14 protein-coding genes are annotated in these 14,290 nt (G+C 31.2%); 5 read left to right on the top strand and 9 right to left on the bottom strand.

The window, feature by feature from the left end:
* Nucleotides 1-14: 14 nt before the first annotated feature.
* The 5 genes from ccoG (at nucleotide 15) to ACQ629_RS11665 (ending at nucleotide 5,735) form a co-directional block, all read left to right on the top strand.
* Complete coding sequence (gene ccoG / locus ACQ629_RS11645; RefSeq protein ID WP_483705123.1) at nucleotides 15-1,436, top strand: cytochrome c oxidase accessory protein CcoG; 1,422 nt, start codon at nucleotides 15-17, stop codon at nucleotides 1,434-1,436.
* 358 nt (nucleotides 1,437-1,794) lie between these two features.
* Nucleotides 1,795-2,241 carry a FixH family protein gene (locus ACQ629_RS11650; RefSeq protein ID WP_483705125.1) on the top strand — a complete coding sequence of 149 codons (447 nt, stop codon included), beginning with the start codon at nucleotides 1,795-1,797 and terminating at the stop codon, nucleotides 2,239-2,241.
* Nucleotides 2,241-2,939, top strand: coding sequence for a sulfite exporter TauE/SafE family protein (locus tag ACQ629_RS11655; protein ID WP_483705127.1), 699 nt, complete (start codon nucleotides 2,241-2,243; stop codon nucleotides 2,937-2,939). The genes ACQ629_RS11650 and ACQ629_RS11655 overlap by 1 nt, the downstream gene beginning before the upstream one ends.
* Nucleotides 2,940-3,022: 83 nt before the next feature.
* Nucleotides 3,023-3,856, top strand: a complete 834-nt coding sequence (locus ACQ629_RS11660) for a universal stress protein (RefSeq protein WP_483705129.1) — start codon at nucleotides 3,023-3,025, stop codon at nucleotides 3,854-3,856.
* 46 nt (nucleotides 3,857-3,902) lie between these two features.
* The gene (locus tag ACQ629_RS11665; RefSeq protein WP_483705131.1) at nucleotides 3,903-5,735 is read left to right on the top strand and encodes a DUF885 domain-containing protein; all 1,833 of its coding nucleotides are present in this window, start codon (nucleotides 3,903-3,905) and stop codon (nucleotides 5,733-5,735) included.
* A gap of 84 nt (nucleotides 5,736-5,819) precedes the next feature.
* Here ACQ629_RS11665 and ACQ629_RS11670 read toward each other — a convergent pair whose 3' ends face one another.
* The 9 genes from ACQ629_RS11670 to ACQ629_RS11710 form a co-directional block, all read right to left on the bottom strand.
* Nucleotides 5,820-6,527 carry a DUF4369 domain-containing protein gene (locus tag ACQ629_RS11670; protein WP_483705133.1) on the bottom strand — a complete coding sequence of 236 codons (708 nt, stop codon included), beginning with the start codon at nucleotides 6,525-6,527 and terminating at the stop codon, nucleotides 5,820-5,822.
* A gap of 39 nt (nucleotides 6,528-6,566) precedes the next feature.
* The gene (locus tag ACQ629_RS11675; RefSeq protein WP_483705135.1) at nucleotides 6,567-7,874 is read right to left on the bottom strand and encodes a DUF819 family protein; all 1,308 of its coding nucleotides are present in this window, start codon (nucleotides 7,872-7,874) and stop codon (nucleotides 6,567-6,569) included.
* 30 nt (nucleotides 7,875-7,904) lie between these two features.
* Nucleotides 7,905-8,564, bottom strand: a complete 660-nt coding sequence (locus tag ACQ629_RS11680; protein ID WP_483705138.1) for a DUF2490 domain-containing protein — start codon at nucleotides 8,562-8,564, stop codon at nucleotides 7,905-7,907.
* A 73-nt stretch (nucleotides 8,565-8,637) separates the two neighbouring features.
* Nucleotides 8,638-11,841 (bottom strand): WD40/YVTN/BNR-like repeat-containing protein, encoded by a 3,204-nt coding sequence (locus tag ACQ629_RS11685; protein ID WP_483705140.1) that lies wholly within the window; start codon nucleotides 11,839-11,841, stop codon nucleotides 8,638-8,640.
* Between the two features lie 286 nt (nucleotides 11,842-12,127).
* On the bottom strand, nucleotides 12,128-12,292 hold the full coding sequence (locus ACQ629_RS11690) for a type II toxin-antitoxin system antitoxin (protein ID WP_068364181.1): 165 nt from the start codon (nucleotides 12,290-12,292) through the stop codon (nucleotides 12,128-12,130).
* Nucleotides 12,293-12,375: 83 nt separating this feature from the next.
* A complete protein-coding gene (locus tag ACQ629_RS11695; protein ID WP_483705143.1) occupies nucleotides 12,376-12,861 on the bottom strand; it encodes a hypothetical protein in 486 nt (161 codons plus the stop codon).
* A 2-nt stretch (nucleotides 12,862-12,863) separates the two neighbouring features.
* The gene (locus ACQ629_RS11700) at nucleotides 12,864-13,031 is read right to left on the bottom strand and encodes a DUF4177 domain-containing protein (RefSeq protein ID WP_483705145.1); all 168 of its coding nucleotides are present in this window, start codon (nucleotides 13,029-13,031) and stop codon (nucleotides 12,864-12,866) included.
* Between the two features lie 184 nt (nucleotides 13,032-13,215).
* Nucleotides 13,216-13,389 (bottom strand): glycine zipper domain-containing protein, encoded by a 174-nt coding sequence (locus tag ACQ629_RS11705; RefSeq protein WP_483705147.1) that lies wholly within the window; start codon nucleotides 13,387-13,389, stop codon nucleotides 13,216-13,218.
* Between the two features lies 1 nt (nucleotide 13,390).
* Nucleotides 13,391-14,251, bottom strand: a complete 861-nt coding sequence (locus tag ACQ629_RS11710) for an SPFH domain-containing protein (protein WP_483705149.1) — start codon at nucleotides 14,249-14,251, stop codon at nucleotides 13,391-13,393.
* Nucleotides 14,252-14,290 lie beyond the last annotated feature (39 nt).

The following is a 14,290-nucleotide window of genomic DNA, read 5'->3' on the forward strand; positions in this document are numbered from 1 at the left end:
TTTAATAGTTAACAATGGAGACACCCAAGAACGAACAATTTAGAGATAGTATTGGTACCATCAATAATGAAGGTAAACGTGCTTGGGTATATCCTAAAAAACCAAGCGGACGTTTTTATAAGTACAGATCGTACGTTAGTTATTTTTTATTGCTGATTTTATTAGCTGCGCCATTCATCAAAATTAATGGAAACCAGTTTTTATTATTTAATGTAATAGAAAGAAAATTTAATATTTTCGGATTTCCTTTTTGGCCACAAGATTTTCACTTATTAGTAGTTTCAATGATTGTAGGTGTTGTTTTTGTAATACTATTTACGGTTGTTTTCGGACGTATTTTCTGCGGATGGATTTGTCCGCAAACCATATTTTTAGAGATGGTTTTTCGAAAAATAGAATATTGGATTGATGGAGATAGAGGAAAACAAATCCGTTTGGAAAAACAACCTTGGAATGCCGAAAAAATTAAGAAGCGACTACTAAAGTGGTTCCTGTTTTTTATCATTTCATTTTTAATAGCTAATGTGTTTTTAGCCTATTTAATAGGTGGAGATACGGTTATTGATTACGTAACCGGTAACCCGTTAGATAATACAAATACCTTAGTTTCTTTATTAATATTCACGGCAGTTTTCTACTTTATTTTCGCTTGGTTTAGAGAGCAAGTATGCATTATAGCTTGTCCGTATGGTCGGTTACAAGGTGTTTTATTAGATAATAAAACAATTAATGTTGCTTATGATCATGTTCGTGGAGAAGGAGAAACAGGAAGAGCAAAATTCAATAAAAAAGAAGATAGAGCAACAAGTGGTAAAGGAGATTGTATTGATTGCTTTCAATGTGTAAATGTATGTCCTACAGGAATTGATATTCGTAATGGTACGCAATTAGAATGTGTAAATTGTACTGCTTGTATTGATGAATGTGATCATATGATGGAAAATGTAGGTTTGCCAAAAGGATTAATTCGTTTTGCGAGCGAAGAAAATATTGAAAAGAAAACACCTTTTCAATTTACGGCTAGAATGAAAGGTTATACTGCCGTTTTAGGAATTTTAATAGCCGTTTTAATAGGGATGTTGTTTTTAAGAAATGATGTTGAAGCTACAATTTTGCGATTACCAGGGCAATTATATCAACATAAAGAAAACGGAATTATCAGTAATATTTATACCTATAAAGTAATTAACAAAACAACAAAACAGATTGATGATGTAACTTATAAACTGCTTTCTCATAAAGGAAAAATAGAAACAGTAACACATCAAAGTTTTGAGGTACCGAAACAAGGATTGGCTGAAGGAACGTTGTTTATAGAATTACATCAATCAGAAATGAAAAAAGAAAAAGTAAATCTTAAAATCGGAGTGTATAGTGGTAATAAGTTAATAGAAACGACTAAAACTAATTTTTTAGGACCAAGAAGTTATCGATAATAAATTGTCATTACGAGAAAGTATAACGAAGTAATCTTATAGTTGATAAACAGATTATTTTATTTGAATAGTATAAAAAACAACAAGCATGAAACTAAACTGGGGCACGGGTATCGTAATCGCAATTATTGCATTTATGAGTTTTATAATGTACTTCGTTATATCAATGACGGTAAAAATAAATAACAGTCATTACGAGGAAGGATGACGAAGTAATCTCATTATAAAGAACAGATTGCTTCATTTTATTTGCAATGACGGTAAAAATAAATAACTGTCATTACGAGAAAGTATAACGAAGTAATCTTATAGTTGATAAAAAGATTATTTTATTTGAATAGTATAAAAAACAACAAACATGAAACTAAACTGGGGCACGGGTATCGTAATCGCAATTATTGCATTTATGAGTTTTATAATGTACTTCGTTATATCAATGAGTACAGGTAAAAATTACAATCACGATTTGGTAACTGAAAAGTATTATCAAAAAGAATTAGAGTTTCAAAAAAATATAAACGCAACAAAAAATGCAAAATATTTAAAAGAAAACATTAAAATTAATAGAGTACCAGAAGGGTTAAAAATCTATTTTCCAACAGAATTTAATCCTATTGATATTAAAGGAAAAGTGTTCCTATATAGACCATCTAATAAGCAATTAGATTTTGAAATACCTATTTCAATTTCTAATACATATTTGCTCGTGCCTGAGAAACGCTTGTTAGGTGGTCGTTGGAACATTACAGTTTCTTGGAATTATAAAAACAAGGCATATTTATATCAAAAAGAATTAATTTATTAATGTTTATATCAGCACTCATATTTGGTTTGGTTGGTAGTTTTCATTGTATTGGTATGTGCGGACCGATTGCTTTTATGTTGCCCGTTGATAGAAATAATCAAGTAAAACAATTTTTCCAGATTATCAGTTATCATTTAGGTCGCTTATTTACTTATAGTTTAATTGGTTTATTGTTTGGTTTTTTAGGAAAAGGATTTTATTTCTTCGGGTTTCAACAACAACTCTCAATTATAGTTGGCGGTTTAATGATTTTGACTATTGTTTTACCAAAGACTTTTCAAAAATATAATTTTTCAAAACAGCTGAATAGATTTATCATGAAAGTTAAATCAGTTCTTGGAAAAGAATTAAAAAAGAAAGGGAATGACACCTTTTTTACAATCGGTTTTTTAAATGGATTTCTTCCTTGCGGATTGGTATATATGGCTGTTTTCGGCGCGCTAGCAACAACTAATGCTTTGTCGGGAAGTTTATATATGTTTATTTTCGGATTAGGAACAATTCCGTTAATGACCATTATTGTTTATGTAGGTAATTTTGCTAACAGATTGGTGCGAAAAAGAATTCAACAAATCATTCCGCTTGTAGTCGTTATTATAGGTGTTTTATTTGTGTTGAGAGGGCTAGGTTTAGGAATACCATATATTTCGCCATTGCCAGTAACCAATTTGGGGAATACTTTACAAGGTTGTCATTAAGGTAATTACATGATGTAAATCATTCTTTTTCTGATATAAATTTAGTAACTTTATACGAGTAGTTAAACTTAAAAAATCATATTATGAAAAAAATAATAGTCCCTGTCGATTTTTCGATTCATTCAGAAAACGCATTACAAACAGCCGCTTTTTTGGCAAAAGAGAATAATGCAGAAGTTGTAGTAGTTCATATGCTAGAACTTTCAAATTCATTAGTTAACCAATCAGATAAATCAACGAATCAAGAAACATTTTATTATTTAAAGTTAGCAGAAAAAAAGTTTAAAGAGTTTTTACAAAAAGAATATTTATCAGAGCTTAAAGTAACTCCGATAATTAAGCATTTTAAAATTTTTAGTGAGCTAGACCAATTAGCGAGAGAAGAAAATGTAGATTTAATTGTAATGGGGTCTAAAGGAGTCGATGGATTAAAGGAAATGTTTATTGGTTCTAATACAGAAAAAGTAATTCGTCATGCAGATATACCTGTAATGGTTATTAAAGAAAAACCAATTACTAAAAAAATAAAAAAAGTAGTTTTTGCATGTGATTTTACAAATGACGACGTGGCTCCTTACCTAGAAGCTAAAGCTTTTTTTAAAAAACAAGAATCTAGCTTGCAATTGGTATATATAAACACGCCTACAACTAAATTTAAAAGTAGTAAAGAAGTAGAAGAAGAAATGAAACTATTTTTCGAAAAGGTAAATGAAAATGAGAGTAGTATTAATGATGTTAAAATAATTTCTGATTATACCGTTGAAAAAGGAATTTTATATTTTGCAGACGCTAGCAATGCAGACATTATTGCGGTAGCAACTCACGGAAGAAAAGGTGTCTCTCATTTCTTTGAAGGTAGTATTTCTGAAGATATTGCTAATCATAGTAAATTACCAATAGTTTCATTTAAGATATAGTACCAATCTAATTTTGTATCTTTTCCTGTATTAAATTACTAAAAAGATGAAACTAAGATTAATTACAATTACAGCTTTAGTTTTTACTTCTTTTTTACAATCTTGTAAAGAGGAAGTAAAAACTAAAGTTATTTCTAAAGAAGAAATTACACAACATTCCAAAAAAGCAAACAGTTTTTTTGATGAACAATTTAAAGAGAATTTAGATCGTCACCCAATGTATCAAACCTATTTAGGTATTAAAAAAGATGCTGATAAATGGAATGATATTTCTGATGCGTTTGCTAAAGAAGAGTTAGCGCATACCAAAAATGCATTAACTTGGTTAAATGATTCTTTAAACGTAAAAAAATTAGATGCAAATACTAAATTAAGTTACGACTTATTTAAACAGCAATTAGAAAATAAAATAGCAGATTTTAAATACCGTTTTCATACATATCCAGTAAATCAAATGCACGGAATGCAATCTGAAATTCCTGCTTTTTTAATTAATATGCATCAGGTAGCATCAACTAAAGATGCTGAAAATTATATAGCCAGGTTGTATAATTTAAAACCTTTATTTAGTCAATTAGTTATCAGCTTAAAAGAGCGAGAAAGCAAGGGTATTATGCCCCCTAAATTTGTTTTTGCAAAAGTATTAGAAGACTCTAAAAACTTAATAAAAGGAAAGCCGTTTGATAGCTCAGGCAAAACAAGCACATTCTTAAACGACTTTACAAATAAAGTGAATAAATTAACTATTGATACCGAAGAAAAAAAAGCATTGATAGGAAAAGGAGTTGTAGCTTTAAAAGAAAGTGTTCTACCTGCATATAAAAACTTAATATCAACTTTAGAAGCTCAAGAAAAAACAGCAACTACAGATGCAGGTTCATGGAAGTTCCCCGAAGGAGAAGCTTTTTTTAACAATGCTTTAAAAAGAACTACAACAACTAACTTAACATCAGAAGAAATTCATGAAATAGGTTTAAAAGAAGTGACTCGTATTCATGATGAAATGCGTGTTATAATGAAGAGCACAGGTTTTGATGGATCTTTAAAAGAGTTTTTCGAATTTATGAAAAAGGATAAGCAATTTTATTATGCCGATTCTAAAGAAGGAAGACAGGTTTATATGAAAGAAGCAACTCATATTATTGATAGTATGAAAACTAGACTAGACGAGTTGTTTATAACAAAGCCAAAAGCTAAGTTAGTGGTAAAAGCGGTGGAGTCTTTCAGAGAAAAATCAGCAGGAAAAGCATTTTATCAGCAACCAGCATTAGATGGATCAAGACCTGGTACTTATTATGCTAATATGTATGATATGGAAAGCATGCCATCTTATCAAATGGAAGCTTTAGCTTATCATGAAGGAATTCCTGGTCATCATATGCAAATAGCAATTGCGCAAGAATTAAAAGAAGTACCTATGTTTAGAAAGTTTAGTAGCTATACTGCCTATATAGAAGGTTGGGGATTATATTCTGAATACATTCCGAAAGAAATGGGTTTTTATGCGGATCCATATTCTGATTTTGGGCGTTTAGCAATGGAGTTGTGGAGAGCTTGTCGATTAGTTGTTGACACAGGTATTCATGCTAAAAAATGGACACGCGAAGAGGGAATTAAATATTATACTGATAACACACCAAATGCTGAATTAGATGCCGTAAAAATGGTAGAACGTCATATTGTAATGCCAAGTCAGGCAACGGCTTATAAAATAGGAATGTTAAAAATACTAGAACTCCGTAAAAAGGCAAAAGAAGCTTTAGGAGATTTGTTTAACATTCGCGAATTTCATGACGTAGTTTTAACCAATGGTCCGTTACCTTTAAATGTTTTAGAGAACTTGGTTGATGTGTATATCAATAATAAAAAAAGTAAGTAAAGAGTGGTTGTAACATAATTATTAAACTAAAAAACTCGATACAATTTGTATCGAGTTTTTTAAGTTTATAAAAAGGAGCTTTTATTATTTAGCGCCTTCTTCAGCTTTTATGCGATTGATAAACTTGTTTAAGCGTTTACCATAATTAGAGTTCTTAACTTTATCGGTTAAATTATTATTAATAGTATCTAATAAAATAATATTAGCATCAAATAATTCAGTTAAAGCAATATAAGGAGCCGCTTCACTATCGGCATTGTTTTTAGCAAATTGAGTAGTAAATAAAAAACGCTTACGTACCATTTTTTTATAATCTAAGTCTAGTTTTTCAACCAACTCTTCATCATTAGCCTGACGAGCTTCTAGGTCTTTTTTGATAAAGTCTAAACGTTGATCTTTAAATCTACGGTCAAAATCACGATATTTATCCATTACATCTTGATTTTTAGATCCCTTTATTTCTGGATTAAAACCAAATTCTTCTAATTTATCATTGATGGTAATTTCTCCTTTTTCACCAAAAAACATCAATCTTTTTTCATTGGTATTTCCATCAAAAGTTAAGTAATACATTTCAGAAGATTCAACATTATCTGTTAAAATAAATTTATCATCACCTAATAATGTAACAGAATCTACAGAAAATAATGAAGTATCATTCATTTTTTGAAGATATAAAGTACCTTTTTTTAATCCTTTAATTTGACCTTTAACAATCATGTTTCCTTCTTTTTTAGAAGAACAAGCGAAAGCTAATATTGAAAACGCACAAATGGCGATAAGTTTTTTCATGTTATTTAAAATTTTGAGTTACAAATATGCAGATTTCTCTTATAAAGTTGCTGATAATTCCATTAAAATTGTACATATAATTGCACCTACTGTACCAATAGCATATCCAAACACAGCAAGTAATACTCCTACAGAAGCAAGAGACGGGTGAAATGCCTGAGCAACGATAGGAGCAGAGGCTGCACCACCAACATTTGCTTGACTACCTACAGCTAAGAAGAAATAGGGCGCTTTTATTAATTTGGCAACAAATATTAATAATCCGGCATGAATACCCATCCAAACTAAACCGATAACGATTAATCCTAAATTATCAAAAATCATGGCTAAATCCATTTTCATACCAATAGTTGCTACTAAAATGTAAATAAACACACTACCAATTTTACTAGCACCAGCACCTTCGTAATTTTTAGCTTTTGTAAATGATAAAGCAATAGCGATAATGGTTGAAATACTAATTAACCAGAAGAAACCAGAACCTAAAAAGGTAAAGATGTTTTTCCAGGTTTCAGATTCAATACCTGCAACTAAATCATTAAAAAATACACTTAAGTAAGAAGATGCGAAATGACCAAAACCAACGGTTCCGAAAGCGATGGCAAGCATAATCATTATATCCGTTAAAGAAGGATTTCTTTTTATGCCTTGTGTAAATTTAGATACTTTTTCTTTTAGTTCCTCAATTGCTGAGGTATCAGCCTTTAACCATTTATTAATTTTATCTTTTCTACCAATACCTATTAATAAAATAGCCATCCAAATATTGGCAACTACAATATCAACAAACACCATTCCTCCATATTTTTGAGGATTGTATTGATAAATTTCTAACATAGCGGTTTGGTTTGCTCCACCACCAATCCAACTTCCTGCAAGTGTAGAGAGTCCACGCCAAACTGCATCAAAATCTGCACCACCAACTGTTTCTGGAGAGAATAATGATATTAATAAAATAGCAATTGGTCCACCAATAATAATTCCAACTGTTCCTGTAAAAAACATAATTAATGCCTTAGAACCTAAGTTGAAAATTGCTTTTAAATCGATACTTAATGTCATTAAAACTAAAGCTGCAGGCAGTAAAAAACGACTAGCAACATAATATAATTCAGATTTTCCTTTTACAACTTCACCGTTTACAGTTACAGTTTCCCATTCGGGAGAAATCACGCCAAAAGTGGTGAAAATAGCAGGTATAAAATAAGCCATAAAAAGACCTGGTACTATTTTATAAAATTTAGGCCAAAAGCCATCAGTTTTAGATTCTGTATAAAATACAAACCCTAAAGAAATCATTAGGACTCCAAATACAATTGCATCGTTTGTAAAAGTTGGTGCGCTCATTTTTAATTAGTTTTTTGCTAAAGTAGCTTTTTATTTCTTTTTACGATGGTCTGTATTAATAGCAACACCTAAAAGAATTCTATTAAAATTACCGGCACCATTTACGTTTATTCTTTGGTAGCCAGCTTTAAATGTTGTTTTTTTAGATAAATAATATTTAAAACCTGCACCCAACCAATTTTGATTGTAAGCTTCATCATCAAAATCAAAAAACACTTCATTATATAAATAAGTACTCCACTTATCATTTAAAGGATGGCTTAACCCGATTTGATAACGTAAAAAATGTGAGGTTATTGAGTTGTAAAAACGTTGTTCAGCTCTTAAACGATGCGCAAAACCAAGTTTGTTTATTTTATGTTTGATATTAAAGTCTTCATAAATACGGTGTTCATTTACATTGCCTCCATCAACACCAAAAGTGCCATCCGTGTTTAAATACGAATACCCTAAAGTAGCGCTCATGTTTTTGTTGATTTTGTAGTTTCCTCCTAATCGGCCAATAAATTGTTGCATATCATCACCAATTTCAAAAAAACGAAAATGAGCCATCGTTTTTAAACTAAACTTATCAGAAATTTGATGAGAACCGTTATACATATACCAAGCTCCTAATTCATTTTGAGGATTGTTTTGAGCCGTATTTTTTAAGGAAAATAAAATAATAAAGATAAAAATTGCTTTTTTCATAATGTTTGTAATATTAAAATCTCCTACGCTAAATGGTAGGAGATTTTTAAATTTATTTAAGTTTCAAAAATAATTAATTTATAGAAAAAGTACTAGTTTTTTTGAAAGGAGAAATTTCAATTTTTTCAACAGTCTCTTTATACTTTTTCCAATCTTTAGAAAAGAAAGTATTTGTTTTTTCTATCCCTTTAACAAAAGATGTTTTAAACTGATTTATTAATTGTTTTTCCGTTGCCGTTTGTTTACCAAATCTACTACCAACATACCAACGAGCTGTACCAAAACGATTGTTTATTGTTACTTCAGGGTTGCGAGTAATTCCTTGTCTTTTATCAATTGTACCTATATATATAGCGATTAAAGTATCAATTTTTTTGATAATTTCTTTTGATGCTTTTATTTCTATCTTGTATTTCTTTTTATCTTCTTTTGTAAATTCCGATTTTAAAGAAGTTGCTGTGTTTTTACTTTCAACCAATTGTTTTACAGCAGTTGCAATTTTCTCTTGATAGGTTTCTAGCTCTTTGCTAGCATTGTATTTTTGATTAATAGCTTCTTCTGAAATTTGTAGTCTAGGATCAAATTCAACTTTAATATCTTGTTCAGAAACAGTATCGCCAAAAGTCATCTTTAACTTATAAACTCCTGGTTTAACAGAAACTCCTCCTGGCTCTCGAGTTTGTTTTCTGATACTTCTAGAAGCTCTAGCAACACCTTTTTCTCTTAAATACCAAGTAGTTTTGTGTAATCCGTTTTCTTTCGGAGTTTTAAACTTTAAGGTTCTTATTTTTCGAGTTCCGTCAAAAATTTCTAGTTTAATAGAATCGTGTTTAATTTTGTCTTCATCTTTTTTAGAGTTATCGACTGCGCTCGAACTGACATCTTTTTTATCTTCTTTTTTCTCAACTTTCGGTTTGTTGATATAATAAGAAATTTGTGCACCACGTTTTCTGTTTTCACCTTGATACATAGCATCGGCACCAAACCTACTTCCTGTTGGTTGTTGGCTAGCTGCCTGATAAGCTGTTGGTGGCGCAAACAAGGTTAATTTTTGATTGGCAATATTACTTTTTGCCATGGCACGTAACGGACGAATATCATCTAAAACCCATGCGGCTCTACCAAATGTACCAATTACTAAATCGTGCTCACGAGGGTGAATTACTAAATCTTTTACAGGAACAGTTGGAAAACCGTTTGTCCATTTAGTCCATTTTTCACCAGCATTTAAAGAAATGTATAATCCGTCATCAGTACCTAAAAACAATAAATTTGCATTTTTTGGATCTTCAATAATTGATAATGTATAGCTTTCTACATCATTCTTATCAACAATACGTTGCCATGTTTTTCCGTAATCTTTAGTTCTATATGCATACGGTTCGTAGTTAAAACGTCTGTAATCGTTGGCAACTAAAAGTGCTTCACCTTTATTTTTATTAGATGCTTTTATTTGTGTTATCCAAGAGTTTTTAGGTAAGTCCTTAATGTTGTTAGCAACGTTTGTCCAAGTTGCACCACCATTTTTTGTAATATGAACTTGTCCGTCGTCAGTGGCAGCCCATAGAACATTTTTCTGTAAAAGTGAAGGTTCAATAACTAAAACGGTACAGTGATTTTCGGCACCAGTAGCATCCATAGTTAAACCACCACTTTCGGCTTGTTTTAATTTTTCTGGATTATTTGTAGATAAATCGGGTGAAATTACTTCCCAAGTTAATCCTTTATCGGTTGATTTATGCACAAATTGACTTCCGAAGTAAATTGTTGAATTATCAAAAGGATCAATATTAATAGCTGAATTCCAGTTGAAACGTAATTTTACATTCGCATCCTTATGTGTTGGTTTTACGTTGTAATTATTTCCTGTTTTATAATCGTAACGAGAAACTGATCCTTGCTGACTCATTGTCCACCCATAACGAGCATCATCTTTATCAGGAACCACATCAAAACCGTCACCAAAACTAATTTCTTGCCAATAACTATTTCTAATTCCTTGTGCTTTCCAAACATAAGCGGGACCGCGCCAAGAACCGTTGTCTTGCATTCCGCCATATACATTATACGGGTATTCATTATCAACATTAATATGATAAAATTGTGCTACAGGAAGATTTCCTATAAAACGCCAAGATTTTCCGCCATCTTTGGTAATATTTAATCCACCATCATTACCATCAATCATAAATTTTCCGTTGTTCGGGTGAATCCACCACGCATGATGATCAGGATGCACTCCGTTATCTACACCGTAAGCAGGCATTAATTGGTTGAATGATTTTCCGCCATCTTGGGAAACATTGATGTAGGTAAAAACAGTGTATAATCTGTTTTCATTTTGTGGATCCACATAAATTTCAGAATAATAAAAAGGACGATTTCCAATACCAGGCTTATCGTTTATTTTTTTCCACTTAAATCCGCCATCTTCACTTTTATATAGTGCATTTTTTTTTGCTTCCACTAAAGCATAAATCACATCTGGATTGTTAGGGGCGATAGCAACACCAATTCTACCTAATTCTCCTTTCGGAAAACCTTCTTTTTCGGTAATTTGCTTCCAGTTTTCACCACCATCGTGTGTAATGTACATTCCACTTCCTTTTCCACCAGACTTAAAAAACCAAGGATCACGTTTGTGTTCCCACATAGAAGCGATTAATTTATTAGGATTAGACGGATCCATAATTAAATCGGCTGTACCCGTTTTTATATTGTTAAATAAAATTTGTTTCCAAGTTTTACCACCATCAGTAGTTTTGTAAACACCACGCTCTTTATGCTCACCCCAAGGCGAACCAATGGCACCAACATACACAATGTCAGGATTTGTAGGATGAATAATTACACGATGAATATGGCGTGTTTTTTCTAAGCCCATGGCTTTCCAAGTTTTACCAGCATCTAAAGATTTGTAAATTCCGAAACCACCATTTAAACTATTTCTAGGGTTTCCTTCACCGGTTCCTGCCCAAATAACACTTGGATTTGATTGCTGAATGGCAAGAGCACCAATAGAAGCAGTTAGTTCTTTTTCGAAAATAGGTTCCCATTTAATTCCCCCAGAAGTAGATTTCCATATTCCTCCCGACGCAGTACCAACGTACATTATTTCAGGATTCGATTCTACAACATCAATGGTTGTTACACGCCCTGACATTCCGCCGGGACCAATGTTTCTAGGTTTCATGTTTTTAACTAAATCCATCGAGAATTCTTGAGAAAACACTAGTGATGTAATAAGTAAAAATAAGATAGAAAATATTCTTTTCATTATAGTTAGTTTGATTTGGAGATCAATTTACAAAATAGAAAACCACTCAATAATTATTGAATAGTTTTTAACGTTTTATTAAGAAATATTTTTTTGTATTTTTTGATAAAAAAGCTTTTTGATAAGTTTTTATTGATGTGATATGAGTTGTAATAATTCACTTTACGTCAACCTGAACTTGTTTCAGGTTCTCATCACAATTTACGTTTTATTATAAAGGTGTGATTCTAAAATAAATTCAAAATGATGTTGCTTTATCTGGACATAAACAAAAGCGAATATTATTTTACTCTTCTTTCTTTTTAGGTTCGCGTTTAGCTTCCTTAAGCGCTTGCATCAGCATCCATTCTATTTGTCCGTTTGTAGAGCGGAATTCGTCAGCAGCCCATTTTTCAATAGCTTTAATCATATCTTCGTTTACGCGAAGCGCAAATGCTTTCTTTTTTGCCATACGTGTTTTTTATAAAAAAAATGATACTACCATTGGAATAAGGGAATTAAAAATATAAAGAACAATAAGCGAGATTATTCTAATCATGACAACTTGTTTTTATAGGTTTCTATAACACGAGTAGCCTCAATTTCTTTTTGAGAACCGATTAAGAATTTTTTGTCATTTTTAAACTCGAATATAATACCCGTATTCCCTTTTACAGTATATGATTTTAGTTTAATTCCCCATCCGCCGTAATCGATAATTGGTTTAAATTTAATCACTTTAACAGATTTAATAGTATCCCATTTAATTTTTTTGAATTTAGATTGAATAGGAGAAAATCGATAGTAAATCCCGGACTCATCTATTCTTTTTTTTAATTTTAAAGAGAAGAAAAACACCGTAACTAATAAAAAAAAACCACTAGTAATTATTAAAAAACTATTTGATGTAGGTTTGCTTCCAAAAGGAGTATCTAAAAATAATTGTTGGTAAATACCATAGAAGAAAAATAAGTTTAGGCTTAAAAATAAAAGCCAAATCCACCATTGTGTAAAACGTTGTTCTTCTTTAAATATTTTCATTATTACCTGTTTTTATCTTTCTCTAATAATGCCTGAACGTACGAATTATTTATAGTATATATGTTTACTACTCGCCAACCTTGTTTAGCATAATTGTTTATTTCGTCTTCAAATTTTTGTGTAGCGTTAGACCAACTAAAGGCTTGCTTTATAATTTTATATTCTTTCATTTTTATCTGTTATTTTTATGCTTTTTGGGTTGATTTAGCAAAGATAACCCAACATCTATAGCTGTTCCTGCTCCACACCCGATTGTAATTCCAATATTATCAATACAACGCCTTAAATAATACCTAAACTAGATCCTAATGTTGTTCCAATAGCTAAAGCAAGTAATTGTTTTTTATTCATTGGTTAAAATTTATCCTTACGATGTTTCTTCTTTATCTTAATTTGTTGTTGGTTTAGCATGAGTCCTAAAACATATCCAACAGCAGCACCAATTGGTAATCCTAATTCTGTACTATTAAAAATTATTCCGATACCTGCACCAAATATCATTCCTATTAAAGCATTTTTATTTTTCATTTTAATGACTTAAAGTTCCTGCGTTTACTACTGGAGACGCTTCTTTATCGCCACATAAAATAACTAATAAATTACTAACCATAGCAGCTTTACGTTCTTCATCTAATTCAACAATTTGTCTTTTATTTAACTCTTCTAAAGCCATTTCAACCATTTCTACAGCTCCTTGTACAATTTTATGACGCGCAGCAACAATCGCTGTTGCTTGCTGGCGTTTTAACATGGCACTTGCAATTTCTTGCGCATATGCTAAATAACCAATGCGGGCTTCTAAGACTTCAATTCCGGCGATAGATAAGCGCTCTTCTAATTCTTTTTCTAAAGCGTCGCTTACTTCATTTACACTAGAACGAAGTGTAATATCTTCATCATGTCCTTCATCAGCAAAATTATCGTAAGGATACATGCTTGCCAGTTTACGCACTGCTGCATCTGTTTGTACACGAACAAAATTTTCGTAATTATCAACATCAAAAGCAGCTCTATAAGTTTCGGTAACTCGCCAAACTAAAATAGTAGAGATCATTACTGGATTTCCTAATTTATCATTTACTTTTAAACGTTCGCTATCAAAATTACTAGCTCTTAAAGAGATTGTTTTCTTTCTGTATAAAGGGTTTGCCCAGTATAAACCATTGTTTTTTATAGTACCCACATATTTACCAAAAAGTAAAATAACTTTAGACGTGTTTGGGTTAACTAATATAAAACCAAACATTCCTATAAAACCAATGATTGCTATTGGTAGAAAAATAGGTGTTTCATTTATTATTGTTGTTATAATTCCGCCGAAGAATAACATTAATACTATTAGTACCATTAAATAACCGTTTGCTGGTTTTATTATTTTTTCTGCTTTCATTCTTTTTGATTTAAGTTGATATCATTATGATATCGTAAA

It is taken from the genome of Tenacibaculum sp. SM2510 (assembly GCF_057002845.1).